17 protein-coding genes are annotated in these 21118 nt (G+C 68.1%); 7 read left to right on the top strand and 10 right to left on the bottom strand.

All coding sequences use genetic code 11. The annotated features are described in order from the left end of the window. Positions 1-37 precede the first annotated feature (37 nt). Together JL101_RS09645 and JL101_RS09640 are read right to left on the bottom strand one after the other, a co-directional pair. Positions 38-1357 (bottom strand): DEAD/DEAH box helicase, encoded by a 1320-nt coding sequence (locus JL101_RS09645; protein ID WP_211111281.1) that lies wholly within the window; start codon positions 1355-1357, stop codon positions 38-40. Positions 1358-1590: 233 nt separating this feature from the next. Then, complete coding sequence (locus JL101_RS09640; RefSeq protein WP_203102494.1) at positions 1591-2319, bottom strand: SDR family NAD(P)-dependent oxidoreductase; 729 nt, start codon at positions 2317-2319, stop codon at positions 1591-1593. A gap of 256 nt (positions 2320-2575) precedes the next feature. Between JL101_RS09640 and JL101_RS09635 the strand changes: the two genes are divergently transcribed. Next, entirely contained in the window at positions 2576-4591 is a 2016-nt protein-coding gene (locus JL101_RS09635) for a PhoX family protein (RefSeq protein ID WP_203102492.1), read from the top strand. Between the two features lie 83 nt (positions 4592-4674). On the opposite strand, the gene JL101_RS09630 is transcribed toward JL101_RS09635, so the two are convergent. Together JL101_RS09630 and JL101_RS09625 are read right to left on the bottom strand one after the other, a co-directional pair. Further along, entirely contained in the window at positions 4675-5319 is a 645-nt protein-coding gene (locus JL101_RS09630; RefSeq protein WP_203102490.1) for a terminase small subunit, read from the bottom strand. A gap of 250 nt (positions 5320-5569) precedes the next feature. After that, positions 5570-6859, bottom strand: coding sequence for an IS4 family transposase (locus JL101_RS09625; RefSeq protein WP_228434914.1), 1290 nt, complete (start codon positions 6857-6859; stop codon positions 5570-5572). Between the two features lie 489 nt (positions 6860-7348). On the opposite strand from JL101_RS09625, the gene JL101_RS09620 reads away from it, so the two are divergent. After that, entirely contained in the window at positions 7349-7879 is a 531-nt protein-coding gene (locus tag JL101_RS09620) for a Fur family transcriptional regulator (RefSeq protein WP_203103499.1), read from the top strand. Next, positions 7876-8979: a CobW family GTP-binding protein gene (locus JL101_RS09615; protein WP_228435381.1), complete on the top strand. Its 1104-nt coding sequence runs from the start codon at positions 7876-7878 to the stop codon at positions 8977-8979. Before JL101_RS09620 ends, JL101_RS09615 begins: the two co-directional genes overlap by 4 nt. Positions 8980-9548: 569 nt before the next feature. Here JL101_RS09615 and JL101_RS09610 read toward each other — a convergent pair. Together JL101_RS09610 and JL101_RS09605 are read right to left on the bottom strand one after the other, a co-directional pair. Continuing rightward, positions 9549-10784 (bottom strand): SLC13 family permease, encoded by a 1236-nt coding sequence (locus JL101_RS09610; protein ID WP_203103484.1) that lies wholly within the window; start codon positions 10782-10784, stop codon positions 9549-9551. Positions 10785-10860: 76 nt separating this feature from the next. Then, positions 10861-11688 carry a putative metalloprotease CJM1_0395 family protein gene (locus JL101_RS09605; RefSeq protein WP_203103482.1) on the bottom strand — a complete coding sequence of 276 codons (828 nt, stop codon included), beginning with the start codon at positions 11686-11688 and terminating at the stop codon, positions 10861-10863. 212 nt (positions 11689-11900) lie between these two features. On the opposite strand from JL101_RS09605, the gene hrpB reads away from it, so the two are divergent. From hrpB to JL101_RS09590, 3 genes are all read left to right on the top strand, one after another. Then, complete coding sequence (gene hrpB / locus JL101_RS09600; protein ID WP_203103480.1) at positions 11901-14423, top strand: ATP-dependent helicase HrpB; 2523 nt, start codon at positions 11901-11903, stop codon at positions 14421-14423. 32 nt (positions 14424-14455) lie between these two features. Then, complete coding sequence (locus JL101_RS09595) at positions 14456-15640, top strand: BaiN/RdsA family NAD(P)/FAD-dependent oxidoreductase (protein WP_203103478.1); 1185 nt, start codon at positions 14456-14458, stop codon at positions 15638-15640. A gap of 99 nt (positions 15641-15739) precedes the next feature. After that, positions 15740-16810: a methyl-accepting chemotaxis protein gene (locus tag JL101_RS09590; RefSeq protein WP_203103476.1), complete on the top strand. Its 1071-nt coding sequence runs from the start codon at positions 15740-15742 to the stop codon at positions 16808-16810. Between the two features lie 19 nt (positions 16811-16829). On the opposite strand, the gene JL101_RS09585 is transcribed toward JL101_RS09590, so the two are convergent. The 3 genes from JL101_RS09585 to adh form a co-directional block, all read right to left on the bottom strand. After that, a complete protein-coding gene (locus JL101_RS09585; protein ID WP_203103474.1) occupies positions 16830-17879 on the bottom strand; it encodes a metal-dependent hydrolase in 1050 nt (349 codons plus the stop codon). Between the two features lie 123 nt (positions 17880-18002). Continuing rightward, positions 18003-18386: a DUF779 domain-containing protein gene (locus JL101_RS09580; protein WP_203103472.1), complete on the bottom strand. Its 384-nt coding sequence runs from the start codon at positions 18384-18386 to the stop codon at positions 18003-18005. A 111-nt stretch (positions 18387-18497) separates the two neighbouring features. After that, positions 18498-20018 carry an aldehyde dehydrogenase gene (adh, locus tag JL101_RS09575; RefSeq protein ID WP_203103470.1) on the bottom strand — a complete coding sequence of 507 codons (1521 nt, stop codon included), beginning with the start codon at positions 20016-20018 and terminating at the stop codon, positions 18498-18500. A gap of 136 nt (positions 20019-20154) precedes the next feature. Here adh and JL101_RS09570 point away from each other — a divergent pair, with 136 nt between their 5' ends. Then, a complete protein-coding gene (locus JL101_RS09570) occupies positions 20155-20454 on the top strand; it encodes a GIY-YIG nuclease family protein (RefSeq protein ID WP_203103468.1) in 300 nt (99 codons plus the stop codon). 178 nt (positions 20455-20632) lie between these two features. Here the strand turns inward: JL101_RS09570 and JL101_RS09565 are convergent, their stop codons facing one another. Continuing rightward, positions 20633-20929, bottom strand: coding sequence for a hypothetical protein (locus JL101_RS09565; RefSeq protein WP_203103466.1), 297 nt, complete (start codon positions 20927-20929; stop codon positions 20633-20635). Positions 20930-21118: the final 189 nt, after the last annotated feature.

Raw genomic sequence — 21118 nt, 5'->3', positions numbered from 1 at the left:
TGTTATTCAACGGCTGGTATGATGCTCCCGCAGGAGGTCAGCGCCCGGAGCGGCGGCGGGACGGGTTGCCCTGGGGCGGCCTGCCCTGCTGGGGCTGGCCCGGACGGCCCTGCCCCTGGCGCGGCTGGTCCTGCCGGCCCTGGCGCGGCTGGTCCTGCCGGCCCTGGGAAGGCCTGCCGTTGCGCTGCGGCCGGCGGTCCTGGAGCGGGGGCCGCGCGTCGGGATCGGCCTGCACCACGCCGCCGAGGGAATGCCAGGGATGGTCCTCGACCACCGGGATGCGGACCTTGATCAGCTTCTCGATATCCTTGAGGTAGGCCCGCTCCTCGCTATCGCAGAACGAGATGGCGATGCCGCTGGTCCCCGCCCGCGCCGTCCGGCCGATGCGGTGGACGTAGCTCTCCGGGACGTTCGGCAGGTCGTAGTTGATCACGTGGGTGATGCCGTCGATATCGATGCCGCGGGCCGCGATGTCGGTGGCGACCAGCACCCGGATCTCGCCGGTGCGGAAATTCTCCAGCGCCCGCTGGCGCGCGGTCTGCGACTTGTTGCCGTGGATCGCCTCGGCCCGGACCGCGATCTGGCCGAGCTGCTCGACGACCCGGTTGGCGCCGTGCTTGGTCCGGGTGAACACCAGGGCGCGCCCGATGTCGGGACGCTTGAGCACTTCGCCCAAAAGGGGCCGCTTGTCCGCCTTCTCGACGAACATGACGTGCTGCTCGATCCGCTCCGCGGTGCTGGAAACCGGCGTCACCTCGACCCGGACCGGGTCGGTCAGGATCTTGTCGGCCAGCTTCGCGATCTCCGGCGGCATGGTCGCGGAGAAGAAAAGCGTATGGCGCTTGGCCGGCAGGACCTTGATCACCCGCCGGACATCATGGATGAAGCCCATGTCGAGCATGCGGTCGGCCTCGTCCAGCACGAACACCTCGAGCCGGTCGAGCTTGATGAAGCCCTGCCCGATCAGGTCGAGCAGGCGGCCCGGCGTGGCGACCAGGATGTCGACGCCGCGCGCCATGTTCTGGACCTGCGGGTTCTGGCCGACGCCGCCGAAGATGACGGTGCGGGTGAGCGGCAGGTTGCGGCCGTAGGTAGCGAAGCTCTCGCCGATCTGGATGGCGAGCTCGCGGGTCGGCGTCAGCACCAAGGCGCGGGCGCCCTGCGGCTGGGGCCGGGTGCGGTTTTCCGACAGGCGGTGGAGGATCGGCAGCGCGAAGGCCGCGGTCTTGCCGGTGCCGGTCTGGGCGACGCCCAGCAGGTCGCGACCCTGGATCAGGTGCGGCACGGCCTGCGCCTGGATCGGAGTGGGGGTGCTGTAGTTTTCGGCGCTGATGGCGCGCAGGATCGGCTCGCTCAAGCCGAGTTCGCTGAAAGACGTCACTATGAAGGGATCTTTCGGGGCCTGCCCCGCGCGCTGCCGGGTCGCCCTTGGTGCTGATGCTGGTCCACCCGATGCAGCGGCGAAGCCGCTTCGCGCGATCGGGCGGTACGTTTGTTCGAGTACGATAGTTGCTCTTTCGCAAGTGCGAAGTCAAGCCCCGCGTGACCGGAGGCTCCGGAGCGCGGTCCGAGCCGCGCCCCGTCCCGCTTTCAGCCCTTGGTGCGCAGGCTGCTCCGCCCGCCGTCGACGCCGAACACCTGCCCGGTGATCCAGCCGCTGTCCTTGCCGAGCAGGAAGGCCGCCATGGCCGCGATGTCGTCGGCCTCGCCGATGCGGCCCAGCGCGTGCAGGCCGGCTATGCTCTGGGTCATCTGCTCGTTGGAGGTCAATCCATGGGCGAGCGGCGTCCGCGTCAGGCTCGGCGCCACCACGTTGACCCTGACATGGGGCGCCAGTTCCGCCGCCAGGGAACGGCCCAGCCCCTCGACCGCGCCCTTGGCGGTCGCGATCAGCGTATGGTTGGCGAAGCCCTGCTGGACGGCGACGGTGGAGAACAGCACGACCGACCCCTTGGCCGACTTCAGCCCCTTCTCGGCGGCACGGACCGCGTCCACCGCACCCAGCACGTTGAGCTTGTAGGTCTGGATGAAATCGTCGTGCTTCGTCGCCTTGAGCGGCCTGATGTCGATCGAACCGACGCAATAAGCGATCCCGGCGATGCCCTCGCCCTGGTCGGCCTCACCCACCGCAGCCTGGACCTGGTCGGGATCGAGCACGTCGCACCGGGCGTGTCGGGCCTTCAACTCGTCGGCCAGCGGGCCGATCCTGTCGGCGGAGCGGCCGGTCAGGAACAGTTCCGCGCCGCCTGCCGCGAGCCGCCGCGCCAGGGCCTCGCCGATGCCGCCGTTGGCGCCGAAGATGATGATGGGTGCTGCCATTGGTACCGAGCCTCAACGCTGTTTGTTCGTATCCGTCAACACGTGTGACTGAACTAGCGTGAGGCGCGGCGCAGTCCACCGCCGGGCGCGGTCTCGATGAATGATTTCCCGGTTTTTCAAAGGGATAATTCGGATTTTGATTTAATGATCGGGTAATGGAACGGTCACCGAAGTGTCATGGCGCCGGTCTATGGTCCGCGGCAACACACCCCGGAACACGGGGCGGATCACGGATCGGAGCAGGTGGGAGAGAACCATGGACAGCCGCGACATTTCCCAGTTTTCGTGCAAGGCGGAAGCCTTCGAGGCGTCCGAGGACATCGGCCGCAATCCCTCCGAGGGACCGACGCTCGGTGACATCATCGCCAAGCGCTTCGGTCGCCGCGACATGCTGCGCGGGTCGCTCGCCGTCGCCGCCATCACCGCCACCTTCGGCCCGCTGGCGCTCGCCACGGCCGAGAAGGCCAAGGCCGCCGCCGGCAACGGCAGCAAGGCCAGCTTCAGCTTCGACGAGGTGAGCCGCGGCGTCGACCGCACCCACCACGTCGCCAAGGGCTACAAGGCCGACATCCTGATCCGCTGGGGCGACCCCGTGCTGCCCGGCGCCCCGGCCTTCGACCCGATGAAGCAGACCGCGGCCGCGCAGAAGATGCAGTTCGGCTACAACAACGACTATGTCGGCTACATCGGCCTGCCCTACGGCTCCAACAATCCGGACCACGGCCTGCTCTGCATCAACCACGAATACACGGACGAGGAAGTCATGTTCCCCGGCGTCGGCGTGGAGCAGCAGGAGGCCAAGTTCACGGCCATGACCAAGGAGCTGGCCGAGATCGAGATGGCGGCCCACGGCGGCACCATCATCGAGGTCAGGAAGACCGACGGCAAGTGGGCCGTGGTGCCCGACAGCAAGTACAACCGCCGCATCACCGCGTCCGACACCGTGATGCGGATCACCGGCCCGGCCGCCGGCCATGACCGCATGAAGACCAAGGCCGACCCGACCGGCACCAGCGTGATCGGCATGATCAACAACTGCGCCGGCGGCATCACGCCCTGGGGCACCTACGTGTCGGCGGAAGAGAACTTCAACGGCAACTTCGGCGGCGAGCTCGCCGACGACCATCCCGAGGCGGAGAACTACAAGCGGCTCGGCGTGCCGGGCAACTGGTACAACTGGGGGACCTACCACGACCGCTTCGACGTCTCGAAGGAGCCGAACGAGGCCAACCGGTTCGGCTGGATGGTGGAGATCGACCCGCTCGACCCGACCTCGGTGCCGAAGAAGCGCACGGCACTCGGCCGCTTCAAGCACGAGGGCGCCGAAAGCGTGGTCAACAAGGACGGCCGGGTCGTCTTCTACATGGGCGACGACGAGCGGTTCGATTATGTCTACAAGTTCGTGACCGAGGGCAAGTTCAACCCGAACGACCGCGCCGCGAACATGGACCTGCTCGACAAGGGCACCCTGTACGTCGCCAAGTACGGCGAGGACGGCAAGGGCGAGTGGCTGCCGCTGGTCCACGGCCAGGGCAAGCTGACCGCCGAGAACGGCTTCAAGAGCCAGGCCGACGTGGTGATCCAGGCCCGCAAGGCCGGCGACGTGCTCGGCGCCACCAAGATGGACCGGCCGGAGGACGTCGAGCCAAACAAGGTCACCGGCAAGGTCTATGTCATGCTGACCAACAACACCCGGCGCAAGGCCGAGCAGGTCGATGTGGCCAACCCCCGCGCCGACAACGCCTTCGGCCACATCATCGAGATGACCCCGACCGACGGCGACCACGCCTCGACCACCTTCGCCTGGGACATCCTGGTGAAGTGCGGCGATCCCAGCGTCGCCGCGGTCGGCGCCACCTTCAACCCAGCGACCTCCCCCGACGGCTGGTTCGGCATGCCGGACAACTGCGCGATGGACAGCCAGGGCCGGTTGTGGGTCACCACCGACGGCAACAGCTACAAGGCCACGAAGACGACCGACGGCGTCTGGGCGATGGAGACCGAAGGCGACCTGCGCGGCACCAGCAAGCTGTTCTTCCGCGTGCCGATCGGCGCCGAGATGTGCGGCCCGGTGTTCACGCCGGACGACAAGACCCTGTTCCTGGCGGTGCAGCACCCGGCGACCGACAACACCAAGGACTGGCCGGAGTTCGGCAAGGCGTCAAGCTTCGAGGACCCGGCGACCCGCTGGCCGGACTTCAAGGACGGCATGCCGCCCCGCCCGTCGGTGGTGGTCGTGACCAAGGAGGACGGCGGGGTCATCGGCGTCTGACCGGTCCGGCACGGCGTTTCGGGAACGGGCGGCTTCGGCCGCCCGTTTTCGTTGGAACCGGCCAGTTCCGGTCGTCCGCAGGCTCACCGCGCGGCGGCGGCGGGCACCCGGAAGGGCGGCACCGGCGCTCCCAGCGAGGTGGAGCCGAACAGGGCGGCGGTCTTGGGGGAGGTCACTATCGGGAGGGCCGAAAGGTCACTATTCCGCTTCGGGGCGGGACGGGAGGGCTTTACCGGCGCGGGGTGCGGAGCCGTCGGCTTCGCCGGGGCGGCCTGGGCAGGTTCGTCGTCCGGATCGCAGTCCAGGTTTTCCAGGTCGGCGTCGGGATGGGGCTTGTCGCCGAGGAAGTGGTGAGGGATGCGCTTGTCCTGGACCACGCCGCGGAGCCTCAGCCACAGTTCGATCGCGCGCAGGCTCAGCCCGAGGCTCTTGCGCTCCAGCGCCTCGTCCATGATCGTCCGGACCAGGGTTGCCGCCTCCTCCAGGTCGGCCTGGTGGTCGGCGCTGCGGCCCGCGCGGAGCTGGGCCACGCGGACCCGGATCTCCGGCTGGCCCATCAGGACGGCGCCGCGCTGCTTCGCGCCCTTGGGCGAGTAGCCCGCCCGGCGCGCCGCCTCCGCCGCGCCGACGTTGCAGGCCATGGCTTGACAGAAGGCTTCCTGGCGGGGCGGCAGCACGATCACGGGCGGGGCGGGGCGGGCGGAGGTCGAGGGCTGGTGGTCGAGCATGGCTGGGGCGCCTTGGCCGAAAGGGAACAATTAGTGAACATTAGCTCGAATTCGCGTTCGGTGCAAGATATGTTGAGGGTGCGCGTCCCGCGGGCGGCGGGACACGCACCCTCCGCGAGGCTCCCGCTGAGGTGGCGCTGCCCCTGTACCCTTCACGGGCCAAGCGGTCGGCGGTACTGTAGCGCCGTTGACGGATTGGGCCGGTCCGCCGGGAGCAACCCTTTGCCCCCTGTGTTCTGAACCTAGTCTATCAACAGATCTTTTGCCGGAGAGCTACGCCCTCGCACATTGTTGCGAAACGGGCGTAGCCTCTGGCAAAAGTGATGGGTCCAGCCGGCTTGGATTTGGGATAGCCGTCCCAGCCGCCCAAACGGGCGATAAACCATGCGGCCCAAGCCAGCGTGTCGGGCGGATGTGGGTTTTTGCGGGCGGCGGTGCGGCCTTCCAGACGTGGTTGTAGGGCGATCAGGACGCTGACCTGCTGTGCGGAGAAAGTGTCGTCGATCGGGCGAACCAGGACGCCGTCGCGAACGCCGAGCAGTTGCAGGATGTGCGTGGCGGCGACCAGGGCGACGAAAGCCAGCCGCTGAAGGGCGTCGGCGCTTTCGACCTGGCTCGACTCGATATCCAGCCCCTGCGTCTTGAGAGTACGGAAAAGCTGCTCGATGGTCCAGCGCCGCCGGTACCAAAGCACGATTTCCAAGGCTTTTGCGGTGTCCTCGACCTGATGTGTCGTCAGCAGCCGCCAATGTACCGGGTCTTCTCCGGCGGGGGCGTCCACTTCGCGAACATCGACCATTCGAAGGGCGAGCGCCGGTGCGGCGCCGGGGTGTGTCCCGTTCCTGGGCCGTTTCACCGCGACCGCGCCGTAGCGCAGTTCCAGGGTCGCCGTGCGGGCCGAGCGCTTGCCGGGGCGTTCGGGAAGGTCCAGCGTGAAGCGCTCCGCCACCGCCAGCGCGTCGCTCCAGGCGTATAAGTAGCCGCCTCCGGCCAGCGCCCTGTCGCGGCAGGCCCGCGTCAGAAGATCGAAACCCGTTTCCGGCAGCCGCTCCCATTCCTCGTAGATGTCGCTTTCGCGGTCGGCGACGACCGTGACGTGCCGGGCCGTATCGAGATAGTGCTTGGCTGTCTGCGCGCCCTCCAGCCAGCGCATCGATTCCTTGCTCTCGATCGGCAGAGCCCGACGGTGCTTGGCCGCGGTTTCATGACGGGCGTAGACCTGCGCTCCGACAAGTCCCAGACAAGCTCCGCTTTCGGCCTCGACCGCCAGCACCGGATGGACGAACAGCCCGGCGTCCCGGCCATTGCCCACGGTGCCCAGGCCCCGCGTTCGTCCGGCATGGGCCTGATAGTTCAATTCGCTGGTGTCCTGGATGGCCAGAACATGCAGGCCGACGACGCGCGCCCGCATCTGCTCGCCGATCGTGCATTCCATTTCCACCAGTCTTACCTTGGCATTGTTCAGCCAACGCCCGAAGCGAGCCTCTTCGATCCGGTCGTTCGACAAACGCCGAATGCGGACGGTCGAGCGCTCGACCATCCTTTGCAGCAGTTGCCGCCCCCTTTTTTCAGCCGTTCATCGTTGAAACGGCCGACGATATCAACCTGAATGTCCATTCGTGACGCCCTCCGCCTGAGAACGTCACGAACAGAATCACATCCCCGCCAAACTACGCAACTACAGCGACAAACCCGAGTCAACCTGCCGCACCTAAAAAGATCTGTTGATAGATTAGCCCCCTTGGGGGAGAGGGTCGGGGTGAGGGGGTCGGGCGACAACCCGTGCATGCCGTGTCCGGCGCCGATGTTGCTGCTCCCGGCGACAGTGCCTGGAGGTTCATGGGGGTCGCCATAATCAGTGAAGGATGCGGAGCGCTGTAGGTCAGCCTTCGCCCGCCAGGGCGAACGCCGACACCTTTTATCGACGCTCCGGCCATGGTGTCGGCATCGACCTTCGGCCGGCCCATTAACTTCCGGCGGAGGATCGTTATATGATAACATGCCGACCGACGATCTTCCGGGAGCCGCCATGGCGATCACCACACCTCCGGCCCGGCCCTCGGCCCAGCCCTTGGCCGCGCACGACCACCAGAACTGCGTTTCCGGCGCCCTGGCGCGCGCGGAGGCGCTGTGCGCGTCGCGCGGGGCCAGGCTCACTCCCATCCGGCGGCAGGTGCTGGAACTGGTCTGGAGCGGCCACCGCCCCCGGGGCGCCTACGCGATCCTGGAGGACATGCAGGTGGACGGCCGCCGGGTGGCGCCGCTGACCGTCTACCGCGCGCTCGATTTCCTGGTCGAGCACGGGCTGGTCCACCGGCTGGAGAGCCTGAACGCCTATATCGGCTGTCCCGATCCCGACCATGCCCATGCCGGCCAATTCCTGGTATGCAGGGACTGCGGCAACGCGATCGAGCTGAACGACCAGGGCGTCAGCGCCGCCATCGCCGAAAGCGCCCGCTCCCGGGGGTTCCAGATCGACCGGCCGACGGTCGAGGTGCGCGGGCTCTGCCCCGCCTGCCAGAATTCGCTAACGTCATCTCCTCAGAAAGCCGAACCGTGACCACTGTCATCGCCGCCAACCCGACCCGCCTGCCCGTCTCCGTCCTCACCGGCTTCCTGGGCAGCGGCAAGACGACGCTGCTCTCCCGTCTGGTCCGCCATCCCGGCATGGCGAACACGGCGGTGATCATCAACGAGTTCGGCGAGATCGGGCTGGACCACCTGCTGGTCGCCGAAAGCTCGGAGAACACGGTGCTGCTGAACAGCGGCTGCCTGTGCTGCACCGTGCGCGGCGACCTGATCGACACCATGCGCGACCTGTTCCTGAAGCGGGTGCGCGGCGAGATCCCCGAGTTCGACCGCGTCGTGATCGAGACCACCGGCCTCGCCGATCCGGCTCCCGTGCTCCACACCCTGATGAACGACCCGCTGATCGCGGCGCGTTTCCGCCTGGACGGCGTGATCACCACGGTGGATGCCGTCAACGGCGCCGACCAGCTGGACCGCCACCAGGAAAGCGTCAAGCAGGCCGCCGTCGCCGACCGGATCGTGCTGACCAAGACCGACATCGCCGCCCCGGAGGCGCTGGCCGACCTGGAACGGCGGCTGGCCGCGCTGAACCCGGCTGCACCCCTGATGCGCGCCGTGCAGGGCGAGATCGACCCGGCCGGGCTGTTCGACGCCGGGCTCTACAATCCGACGACCAAGAGCCCCGACGTGGAGCGCTGGCTGCGGGCCGAGGCCTACGGCGAGGACCACGGGCATGGCGATCATGGGCACGGCGATCACGGGCACGGGGACCACGACCATCATGGTCACGACCATCATCACGCCCACGACCGGAACCGGCACGACGACCACATCAGCGCCTTCTGCATGACGGTCGAGGAGCCGCTGGCCTGGGAAGGGTTCGCCACCTGGATAGAAACCCTGATCACGTTGCGCGGTCCCGACCTGCTGCGGATCAAGGGCATCCTGAACGTGCGGGAGTCCGACACGCCCGTGGTCGTCCACGGGGTCCAGCACGTGTTCCATCCGCCCGTGCGGCTGGAAGCGTGGCCTTCCGACGACCACCGCTCCCGGATCGTCTTCATCACCCGCGACGTCAGCCGCGAGACGATCGAGGCCATGTTCGAAGCCTATCGCGACGCGTCGGAGTGACGGCACGGGTGCCGCTCCCGGAAGGGGCCGCACAAAGAGAAAACGGCGGGCCATGAGCCCGCCGTCAGATCGTTCTAACCCTCATATTTTTCTTGGCACCTGGCCGGTTCCAGCGCCTTGCGCCACGGAACCTTTTCATGACGGGGGCGGCGCCCCCGGTGTGGCCAAGTTGGTATCCAAAGCCGGCTCGACGCCAACCTCAGCCGCTCGCTCAAACGGGAGCGGAACCGGTGCGTTGCTTTCCTCAACCTAGTCGTCCCGCCCTTGATCTGGGCAGGATCGTTCATTGTTCGGCAGCGCCCTCCCCCAGCGTGCCATTGTCGTGCGGGTTCGCTTATTGCTTTTCTTGTTCCCGCATCGTTGGAGTGACCATAGCGCAATTCCCTCAACGTCGAAAGGGTTTTGTTGAAAAATTCACCGCCGGGTGAACATTAAGTCGTCCGGGTAGCTGGCAATTTAAGTAATCGGGGAATCTCCACCCGGCCACCTCAACACTTCTGGACCGATCGGTTCATCTTCATCTCGCAGGTGCACAATAGAAATTTCCGGAATGTTACGGAACTTTCCGTTCACTTCAACGGCATCAGTCCGGTTGCCCACAACCACACACACGCAAAGCCGAGCGAGAATACGGTCATAGGTATGCCGCACCGGGCATGTTCGAGGAAACCCAGCCGCACCCCGACGGCGCGCGCCCGCTCGACCACGATGATGTTGGCGAGGCTGCCCAGGATCAGCAGGTTCCCCGCCAGGGTGGACAGCAGGGCCAGCCCGTACATGGCGCCTTCCGGCGGCTGGGGCCAGACCGCCAGCAGCAGGACCACCGCGGGCACGTTGCCGATGGTGTTGCTGGCGACGACCGAGAGGGGGGCGAGCACGGCAAGGCGGTCCGGCAGCAGCCCGGCCGAGGCCAGCGCAGCCACGGCCTCGGCCGGCAGGCCGGTGCGTTCCAGGGCGGAGTTGATCGCGAACAGGCAGGCGAACAGGACCAGCAGCGGCCAATCCACCATGCCGACCATGCGCCGGCTCTCCAGGCTGCGGCTGATCAGCAGCATGCCTGCGATCAGCAGGACGCCGACCTCGTGCGGGAGCGGCATTCCGAACATCACCATCAGCGCGACGGTCGCGACGAGCGCCTTGCCGAACTGCCAGCGGTCCAGGTCCGGTTCCGGCAGGTCGGCGAAGGCGGGGTTGCCGGCATCGGTCAGGCGCCCGCGCCAGACCACGGACACGGTGACGAACACGCAGGCCAGCGCGACCAGCGCCGGCACGCCGCAGGCCGCCAAGAACCGCCAGAAATCCAACCCGCCGACCTGCCCGATCACGATGTTCTGAGGGTTGCCGATCAGGGTCGCGGCCGACCCCGCGTTGGCGGCGCCGGCCAGGGCGATCAGGTAGGGGCGCGGATCGAGGCCCCGTCCCTTCAGCCCCGCACACAGCATCGGTGTCATGGCGAACACCACGACGTCGTTCGCCAGCACGGCCGACAGCCCGCCGCCGACCGCGACGGTGACGGCCAGGAGCGCCCGGGGCGACCGGCCGGCCCGCGCGATCCGAAGCGCGCACCAGTCGTAGAAGCCGGCGGACGCGAACTGCGCCGACAGGATCATCAGCCCGAACAGGATGAACAGCGTCGGGAAATCGACCGCCCCCGCGACCTGGCCGCTGTCCAGGGCCCCGCCCGCGAGCATCAGGATGGCGGCCACCAGGGCGATGCCGGTGCGGTCGATCCGCAGGCCGGGGAACCGCCCCAGCGCCATGCCCGCATAGGTGACGGTGAAGACGATGAGGACGAACAAGGTCACGTGCGGGAGATCCGGGTCGGTGTGCGGCGGGAAGCGGAACTCCCTTAACACCCGAAGGGGCGCCAAGTCACACGCGTCATGCGCTGATCCCGACCAAGCCGCCCGCAGTCCGTCCCAGGGCGGATGCGTTGCGATAGGCGCGGGCGGCAGAGGCCACGAGGCCGCCGTTCTGCTCCGGGAAGCCATCCTGCTGTCCGGCCTGCCGCCCGTCCTGCTCCTTTTCCTTCTCGTTCTCCTCCTGCCCCTGTTCCGTCCGCCCGGCCGACGCCGGGCCGGACCGGGACTTGTCGATGGATTGCGCCTTCCCGTCGATTGCGGACCCTTCCCCGCCCTCCTCCGCCTCGCCGCCGCCCTGGATCTTCTCCAGGGTCTGGGCGTTCAGTTCGCGCTGCGCCTCCATGCGCGCCTTGTCGGCCGCCGCGGCCACCTTGTAGTCCTGGGGCGACGGTTCGGCCGGCGCGGTCGCGGCGCCCCTGATCCGTTCCATCTTGGCGATGGTGGCCGCGGGATCACGTTCCGGGCTGATGTCGATCGACACTTCCCCGCCGATCGCGTAACGCCTGCCGTCCGGGCCGGTCTGGTAGGTGTAGGACGGGGAACCGGCATACTGGCCGCCGGCGGCCTGATGGGCGCGCTCGTGGTTGCGCACCTCCGTGTCGCGCTTCTTCAGCTCCTTGACCTGGTCCCGCTCGGCCTCGGTCAGGCCGGAGGCGTCGCGCTTCTCGCCGTCCTTCGACTGACCGTTCACGCCGGATGACGACGACGGCGAGATGCCCGAGGAGGTATCGCTCTTCAGGACGTGGGCGCAGGCATCCGCGCAGCCGCACGGCATCGAGCGGATCGGCCTGAGCCAAACCGTCGAAGCGGACGACGCCCGCGAGGAGGATGCGGCGCTCGTGATCATGGACCCTCGTCGGGGAAGTCCGGGGTTGAAGGATCACAGGACGGCAGCATGCGCCGGCGGCGCTAATTTTCCGTAAAGCCGTCCCCCTGTAACCCTGCGGCGGATGACACCAATTCATACCGGAGGCACCGGCCGACCGATGGCCGAGCACCGCGGCCAAACCCGTGCTATAGAGCCCGCCGCCATTTCCGAAACCCGACGAACACAGCGCCTTGTCCAATCCTGAAACAGTTTTCCCGGCGCTGCCGATAGACCCCGTCCTGCCGGAGATCCGCCGCGTCCTGGCAGGCTCCCGCCATGCCGTCCTCCAGGCGCCGCCGGGTGCGGGCAAGACCACGCGCGTCCCGCTGGCGCTGCTCGACGAGGGATGGCTGGCGGGAGGCAAGCTGATCATGCTGGAGCCGCGGCGCCTTGCCGCCCGCGCGGCGGCCCGCCGCATGGCCGGGCTGCTCGGCGAGGCGGTCGGCGAGACCGTAGGCTACAGGGTGCGGATGGACAGCAAGGTCGGTCCGCGGACCCGGATCGAGGTGGTGACCGAGGGCGTTCTGATCCGGCAGCTGCAGCAAGACCCGGCGCTGGAAGGCGTCGGCGCCGTCCTGTTCGACGAATTCCACGAGCGCAGCCTGGACGCCGACCTGGGCTTGGCGCTGTGCCTCCAGACCCGGACGGTGCTGCGCGACGACCTGCGGCTGCTGGTCATGTCGGCGACGCTGGACGGCGCCGCGGTCGCCGGGCTGCTGGGCGGCGCTCCCGTCGTCACCAGCGAAGGCCGCGCCTTCCCGGTCGAGACCCGGCATGTCGACCCGTCCCGGGCGCGCCGGATCGAGGACGCCGTCACGGCGGCGGTGCTCCGCGCGCTGGACGAGGAGCCGGGCAACATCCTGGTCTTCCTGCCCGGCGTCGCCGAGATCCGGCGGGTCGAGCGGCAGCTTCGCGACGCCCTGCCGGGGCCGGGCATCCTGATCGCCCCGCTCTACGGCGACCTGCCCCAGGAGCAGCAGGACCAGGCGATCGGGCCGACACCGCCGGGCCGGCGCAAGGTCGTGCTGGCGACCTCCATCGCCGAGACCAGCCTGACGATCGAGGGAATCCGGGTGGTCGTGGACAGCGGCCTGATGCGGGTCTCCCGCTTCGATCCGGGCAGCGGCATGACCCGGCTGGACACGGTCAAGGTCAGCCAGGCCTCGGCCGACCAGCGCCGGGGCCGTGCCGGGCGCCTGGAGCCCGGAGTCTGCTACCGGCTGTGGCCGGAGGGGCAGCACCGCGCGCTGCAACCCCACACCGCGCCGGAGATGCTGGCCGCCGACCTCGCGCCGCTGGCGCTGGAACTGGCCCAGTGGGGCGTGGTCGATCCCGTTGAATTGCGCTGGCTGGACCCGCCGCCGGCGCCCGCCCTCTCCCAGGCCCGCGACCTGCTGCGCCGCCTAGGCGCGCTCGACGCCGGGGACAGGATCACGCCGCACGGCCGGCGGATGGCGTCGCTCGGCATGCATCCCCGGCTCGCCCACATGGTGCTGGCCGGCGAGCGGCTGGGCTGCGGCGCGCTGGCCTGCGAGATCGCGGCCCTGCTGGGGGAACGCGACATCCTGGCCGGACCGTCGGCCGGGGGAACCGGCGAGCCGCGGGACGGCGACCTGCGCCGCCGGGTCGAGCTGCTGCGCTCTTCCGACCGGAGCGGCTGGACGGTGAAGCAGGTGGTGCGGCAGGCCCGCCAGTGGCAGCGCCAATTGGGCATCGGACCGGGCGACGGCGACGTGGCCGACACCGGCCGGGTCCTGGCGCTGGCCTATCCCGACCGGATCGGTCAGCGCCGGCCCGGAAGCGACGGCCAGTACCGGCTGAGCAACGGGCGCGGCGCCTATTTCCTGAAGAAGGAGCCCCTGGCCGCCGAGGAGTTCCTGGCGGTCGCCGACCTGGACGGCGCAAAGCGGGAGGCCCGCATCTTCCTGGCCGCCCCCCTGACCCTGGCCGAGCTGGAAGAGGACTTCGCCGACACCATCGAGACGGTGGAGTTCGTCGCCTGGGACGGCAGGGAGGAGGCGGTGCTTGCCCGCCGCCAGCGCCGGCTGGGCGAACTGGTCCTGAAGGACGAGCCGCTGCCCGACCCGGGAGGCGCCCGGACCGCCGCCGCCTTCTGCCAGGGCATCCGCGAACTGGGCCTCGCCGTCCTGCCCTGGACCCGGGAGCTGGAGAATTTCCGCGCGCGGGTCGAGTTCCTGCGGCGGGTCGAGGGTCCGGACGGCGACTGGCCGGACCTGTCCGACGCGGCGCTGCTCGACACGCTGGAGGACTGGCTCGCGCCGTTCCTGACCGGCCTGACCCGCCGCGCCCACCTGAAGCGGCTGGACCTGTCGGCGGCGCTCCGGTCGCTGCTGTCCTGGCACCGGCAGCGCGAGCTGGACAAGGCGGCGCCGACCCATGTCACGGTGCCCAGCGGGTCCCACATACCGCTGGACTATACCGGGGGCGACGTGCCGGTGCTGGCGGTGCGGCTCCAGGAGATGTTCGGCCTGGCGGAGACCCCGGCGCTGGCCCGCGGCCGGGTGCCCCTGGTCCTTCACCTGCTGTCGCCGGCCCGCCGGCCGATGCAGGTGACCAGCGATCTCGCCAGCTTCTGGGCCAACACCTACCGCCACGTGAAGGCCGACCTGAAGGGCCAGTATCCCAAGCATTACTGGCCCGACGATCCCCTCCAGGCCGAACCGACCAGCCGCGCCAAGCGGCGCGGCACCTGAACGGAGAGTCCCCGATTTCCCATGAGCAGAGCATGAGCCAAGCCACCCGATTCGACGCCATCGTGATCGGCGCCGGCGCCGCAGGGCTGATGTGCGCCATGTCCGCCGGGCGCCGGGGCCGGAGCGTGCTGCTGATCGACCACGCCGAGAAGGCCGGCAAGAAGATCCTGATCTCCGGCGGCGGGCGGTGCAACTTCACCAACCTGCACACGGCGCCGGACCGGTTCGTCTCGGCCAACCGGCATTTCGCGATCTCGGCGCTGAAGCGCTATACACAGCACGACTTCATCGCCCTGGTCCGGCGGCACGGCATCGCCTTCCACGAGAAGAAGCTGGGCCAGCTGTTCTGCGACGACAGCGCGCGGGACATCGTCGGCATGCTGCTGCGCGAGTGCGACGACGCGGGCGTCCGGCTGGCGCTGGAGACGTCGGTTACGCGGATCGCCCGGAACGACCTGTTCCGGGTGGAGACGTCGCGCGGGACGTTCGAGTCGGAGAGCCTGGTGATCGCGACCGGCGGGCTGTCGATCCCCAAGATGGGCGCGACCGGGTTCGGCTACCGGATCGCCGAGCAGTTCGGGCTGAAGGTGCTGCCGACCCGCGCCGGGCTGGTCCCCTTCACCTTCGCCGATGCCGACCCGCGCAACTTCAAGGACTTGGCCGGCGTGGCGTGCGAGGCGTCGGTGCGCTGCGGGGGCACCGCCTTCGACGAGGCGATCCTGTTCACCCACCGCGGCATCAGCGGGCCGGCCATCCTGCAGATCTCGTCCTACTGGCGCGACGGCGACACGGTCGAGATCGACATGCTGCCCGGCCTGGACGCGGCGGCGCACCTGAAGCGGCTGGCCGCCGAGCGGCCCAAGGCGGAGGTGAAGACCGTGCTGTCGGAGGTGCTGCCCCGCCGCCTCGCCCACCGGGTGACGCCCGCCGGGCTGGAGGGGCGGCCGGCGGGACAGGTGCGGGAGCGCGACTGGTCCGGCCTCGCCGAAGACCTGCGGCACTGGCGGATCACGCCGGCCGGGACCGAGGGCTACCGGACCGCCGAGGTGACGCTGGGCGGGGTCGATACGTCGGAGCTTTCGTCCAAGACCCTGGAAGCCCGCAAGGTGCCGGGCCTCTTCTTCATAGGCGAAGTGGTCGACGTGACCGGCTGGCTGGGCGGCTACAATTTCCAGTGGGCATGGTCGTCCGGCTACTGTGCCGGGCAATTCGCCTGACGGGATGTACGGTTACCTTTCATTCACCATCACCCGTTAGGCTGCGCGGGATTTGGGCCGAATGCCCGGGGATCCGTCGCGGAGAGAGGGCTGGCCAGCATGGAAAACGCGTCCTCTCCGGCCCTTCCGCCCGCGATCGGCCTGCTCGCCGACTGGCGGGCCTTTTGCGCCTTCCAGTCCCGATGCCTGGATTCGCTCCGGCTGGAGGTGCAGGAGACCAGCCGGATCGTCGAACAGAGCACGTTGGACATCAGCAGCGGGTTCCGCGACCTCGCCGCCTCGGCGGACGAGCAGGGCCAGCGGGTGCAGGAGATCATCGCGAACGCCAACATCGTCGAGCTGGAGGGCGAGCGCGTCCCGATCGATCAGGTCATGATGCTGATGCAGCAGATCCTGGTCGAGATGGTGAACAACATCGTCTCGCTGTCCATGCAGGCGATGCGCATGGTGTATCTGCTGGACGACGTGGTCCAGGACGTCGAGGTGGTCGGCAAGTTCATCGGCGAGATCGAGGAGATCAACCAGCAGACCAGCTTCCTGGCGCTGAACGCCAGCATCGAGGCGGCGCGGGCGGGCGCCGCCGGAAAGACCTTCCACGTGGTGGCGGGCGAGGTGCGCGAGCTGTCCGCCGGGACCGCCGCCCTGGCCGAGCGGATGCGCCAGACCGTCGGCGCCGTCTCGCGCGGGGTCGCGCGCGGCTACGACATCCTGCGGACCATCGCCGAGACCGACCTGTCGCCCCAGCTGCTCGCCAAGGAGCGCATCGACCTCGCCATGTCCGGCCTGATCGTCCAGGCGGACCATTTCACCTCGGTGCTGGGCGAAGCCGTCACGGCCTCCGCCGACATGAGCCGGAACATCGGCCAGATCGTGGTGAGGCTCCAGTTCCAGGACTTGGCGAAGCAGCGGCTGGACCATGTGGTCGACGGCATGCTGGCGATGAAGGCCGGCCTTGCCGACCTGGACGCCGCCACCCGGTCGGCCAGTCCGGCCTTGCGCGACGTTCCCGACCGCTCCGGCTGGCTGGCCACCCTGCTGCCGCCCGCGATCGCGGGATCGGCGCGGGAGCAGGATCTGCGCCGGCTGCTGCTCGGCGGCAGCGGCCTGGACGGGCTGGGGGCGTTGGATACGGAGCTGCCGGCGGACGATCAGGGCGTCGAGCTGTTCTGAACCGGCCGACCGGAGCCGCCTACCCCCAGATCACCCGCCAGTAATCCCGCAGCAGGCTTCCGGAAGCGCTCCGCTCCCGCTGGAACTTCTCGGGCGGCCCGAGCATATGCCCGTCGCGGTCCACCTGGGCGCGGATGCCCCAGAATCCGACGGCGTCGCCACCCCACATGCCGTAGCGGTAATCGAGCGCCTCGACCACCGCGCCGCCGGGAGTCTCCGAGACCTGCCAGAAGACCTTGTCCATGGCGAACCAGGTGAAGATCGCCGCTTCCGGCGTGGCCGCGACCCGGTCGATCAGCGGATCGGTCTGTATCGGATAGGTCTGCCACTCAATGGGCCGGTCGCCGAAGACCGAACGGTAGCCCACCATGATGGACTCCGGGGTCTCGGCGACGACCCGGCGGAACCAGGGCTGGAACATCTGCGGATAGGCCAGCACCTCGCCGACCGGCTGGCCCGCCTGCCGCAGCTCTTCCCGGGCGGTGGCCCGGACGGAGTCGTTGATCGCCCAGCCCATCAGCGAATAGCCGTAGATGAACAGCAGGGCGGCGGCCGCCGATCCGACCGCGGCGCCCGGCCGGTGCTTGGCCGCGGTGCCGACGACAAGGGCAGCGATCAGCGCCAGGCTGTAGACCGGGTCGATGATCGGCAGCGCGTCGATCGCGAAGCGGTGGCGGGAGAACGGCGCCAGCAGCTGGGTGCCGTAGCTGGTGAACACGTCGATGATCGGGTGGGTGAACAGAACCAGGACCGCAAGCCAGATCCAGGCCCTCAGCACCTCCGGCGGATCGGGACGGTCGGGCTCGCCCCGCCGCGACGCGCGCCACCGGTGGAAGCGCCAGATCGCCCATCCGAAGAACGGCCCGACCACCGGACCGAAGAAGATCGAGTGCGTGATGCCGCGGTGATGGACCCAGTTGGCATAGGGACCGAAGAAGCCGGCGACCACGTCGAGGTCGGGAACGGCACCCAGCAACGCCCCTGCCACCATCGCCTGCCGGCCGAGGGTCCGTCGAAATCCGGCCTGCGCGACCACGGCGCCGAGCAGGCTCTGCGTAATGCTGTCCATGTCCTTCCCGAGGGCCTTTCCTGAAGCTCCTGCCGGCCCTTGGCGGGCGGCACGAGAAAGATAGATGCACCGGCGGGACGCCGAGGCAATCGCCTTACCCCCGGGGACGGGACGGATCAAGCGTCAGGCGTCTCCGCGCGGCGGCGGCCCGGCCGCTTCCAGCTCCGCGACCTCCTCGTCGGTGAAGACCCGGCTGCGGGTCAGGAAGCGCACGCCTTCCGGAGCCTCCAGCGAGAAGCCGGCGCCCCTGCCCTGCACCACGTCGATGATCAGCTGCGTGTGCGACCAGTATTCGAACTGCGCGGCGCCGATGAAGAACCGGCAGCCGACGATCTCGCCCAGGTACACGTCCTGCGCGCCGGTGCGGAACTCGCCGGCCGCGAAGCACATGGGCGCGCTGCCGTCGCAGCAGCCGCCGGACTGGTGGAATGCCAAGTCGCCGTGGATCGCCTTCAGCTTCTCGATGACGGCGACGGCGGCCGGCGTGACGGTGACGCGCTCTACCATGTCGTTGCTCTCCCCTGTTTTCCCGAAACGCCACGACGAAAAGCCCCTCTCCTCCGTGCGGAGGAGAGGGGAACCAGTTCAGGGAGGATAATTCCCGGAGACGTCACGCGATCAGAAGAAGCCCAGCGCCTTCGGGCTGTAGCTGACCAGCAGGTTCTTGGTCTGCTGGTAGTGGTCGAGCATCATCTTGTGATTCTCGCGACCGATGCCCGACTGCTTGTAGCCGCCGAACGCCGCGTGGGCGGGGTACAGGTGGTAGCAGTTGGTCCACACGCGGCCGGCCTGGATGCCCCGGCCCATGCGGTAGGCGCGGTTGCCGTCGCGGCTCCAGACGCCGGCGCCCAGTCCGTACAGGCTGTCGTTGGCGATGGCGAGCGCCTCTTCCTCGGTCTTGAAGGTGGTCACGGACACGACCGGCCCGAAGATCTCCTCCTGGAAGACGCGCATCTTGTTGTTGCCTTCCAGCACTGTCGGCTGGACGTAGTAGCCGTCCGCCAGCTCGCCCTCGAGGACGGCGCGGTTGCCGCCGGTCAGGACCTTGGCGCCCTCGGCCTTGCCGATCTCGATGTAGGACAGGATCTTGTGGAGCTGGTCGTTGGACGCCTGGGCGCCGATCATGGTCGAGCTGTCGAGCGGGTTGCCCTGCTTGACCTGGCCGACGCGGGCGATGGCCTTCTCCATGAAGCGGTCGTAGATGCTCTCCTGGATCAGGACGCGGCTCGGGCAGGTGCAGACTTCGCCCTGGTTCAGGGAGAACATCGCGAAGCCTTCGAGCGCCTTGTCGAAGAAGTCGTCCTCCTCGGCCATCACGTCGGAGAAGAAGATGTTCGGCGACTTGCCGCCTAGCTCCAGCGTGACCGGGATGATGTTCTCGGACGCGTACTGCATGATCAGGCGGCCGGTCGTGGTCTCGCCGGTGAAGGCGATCTTCGCGATCCGCTTGTTCTGGGCGAGCGGCTTGCCGGCCTCGACGCCGAAGCCGTTGACGATGTTCAGCACGCCCTCGGGCAGCAGGTCGGCGATCAGCTCCACCAGGACCATGATGGCCATCGGGGTCTGCTCGGCCGGCTTCAGCACGATGCAGTTGCCGGCGGCCAGCGCGGGAGCCAGCTTCCACACGGCCATCAGCAGCGGGAAGTTCCAGGGGATGATCTGGCCGACGACGCCCAGCGGCTCGTGGAAATGGTACGCGACCGTGGTGCTGTCCAGCTCGCAGGCGGAGCCTTCCTGGGCGCGGATGCAGGCGGCGAAATAGCGGAAGTGGTCGACCGCCAGCGGCAGGTCGGCGTGGGTCGTCTCGCGGATCGGCTTGCCGTTGTCGATGGTCTCGACCAGGGCCAGCAGGTCCAGGTTCTCTTCCATGCGGTCGGCGATGCGGTTCAGGATCTTCGCGCGCTCGGCCGGGGAAGTCAGGCCCCACTTGTCCTTGGCCTTGTGGGCGGCATCCAGCGCCAGCTCGATGTCCTCGGCGGTCGACCGGGCGATCTCACCGACCGGCTTGCCGGTAATCGGGGTGATGTTGCTGAAGTACTGGCCCTTGACCGGGGCTACCCACTGGCCGCCGATGAAGTTGTCATACTTTGGCCGAATGGCGATCTTCTGACTGAATTTGTCGAGAGCTTGGTGAATCATCGTTTCCCCCTTTGACCACGGCGTGGTTATCCTGGACGTGGCACTATGAATGCCTGAGGACCGGGAGGCTGTATATGATACCTTAGACGCACTGCGGCAGATTGTCCCGAGGGCGGGACCAGTGGGAGCCAGAGGTATGCCGACGGATTCGGGTGCATGGGTCTACATCATGACGAACCGCGCCAACGGGACGCTCTATGTCGGCGTCACGACCAATCTGGCGCGGCGCGTGCACGAGCATCGGGAAGGAGCCTATGACGGCTTCACGATGCGATACGGTTTGAAACGCCTGGTCTGGGTGGAACGGCATGATGAAATTCTACGCGCCGTGCAGCGGGAGAAGAACATCAAGCATTGGTCAAGGGAATGGAAGGTGCTCCTCATCCTCAAGGACAATCCGGAATGGGAAGGCTTGTATGAACGGCTGAATATGTGATCACTGTTTACTTAGATCGCATGCCATCTTTTATGGAAGTACCAACCCTCCTCTTCATCATGGCCGGACTTGATCCGGCCATCCACGCGCGCACTTCATCCCGGCAGTTTGCGCGTGGATGCGCGGGTCAAGCCCGCGCATGATGAATTCAAGTCCACGATCTCCTTGAATGGTGCCCTCACGTCCTCTCCGCCGGAGGACAGCAATCGACGTCGTCGATCCGGCAGACCCCCGGCACCGTGACGTGCGGGCGGCTGCGCATGCTGAAGTCGCGGACCTCCACCCGGCCGTTCCGCTGGAGCCAAGCGACGGCCTTGGGCACCAGACGCGGGTCGACGCCGAGCTGTTCGCTGATGTGGTTGAAGGAGACGGCGGCGGTTTTCCGTTCGAGCAGGCGGTTGCGGCAGGCGCCGGCGACCCGTTCGGCCAGTTCGGGTATCCCGTTGTCCTGGCCGAGCTGAATGACGATTCCCATCAGAGGCTTCCTCCCAAAGATGCCTTCAGTTCCCTTTTTCATTCTTCCGGAGCGCCGGGCGATGCCCGAGGAGCGCTGAGCGTCCCACCTCCCCGCCTTGCTGCGACATTCTGTCGCTATAAATGGGCCGATCGTCGGGAGTCGGCAAGCAGGGCGCTTTTCCTCATCCGAGTGATTCTGGCGGGTACC

Source organism: Skermanella rosea (assembly GCF_016806835.2).
Taxonomy (GTDB): domain Bacteria; phylum Pseudomonadota; class Alphaproteobacteria; order Azospirillales; family Azospirillaceae; genus Skermanella; species Skermanella rosea.
The sequence above is the reverse complement of the archived record's forward strand: the minus strand, read 5'-3'. Positions and strand labels throughout refer to the sequence as shown.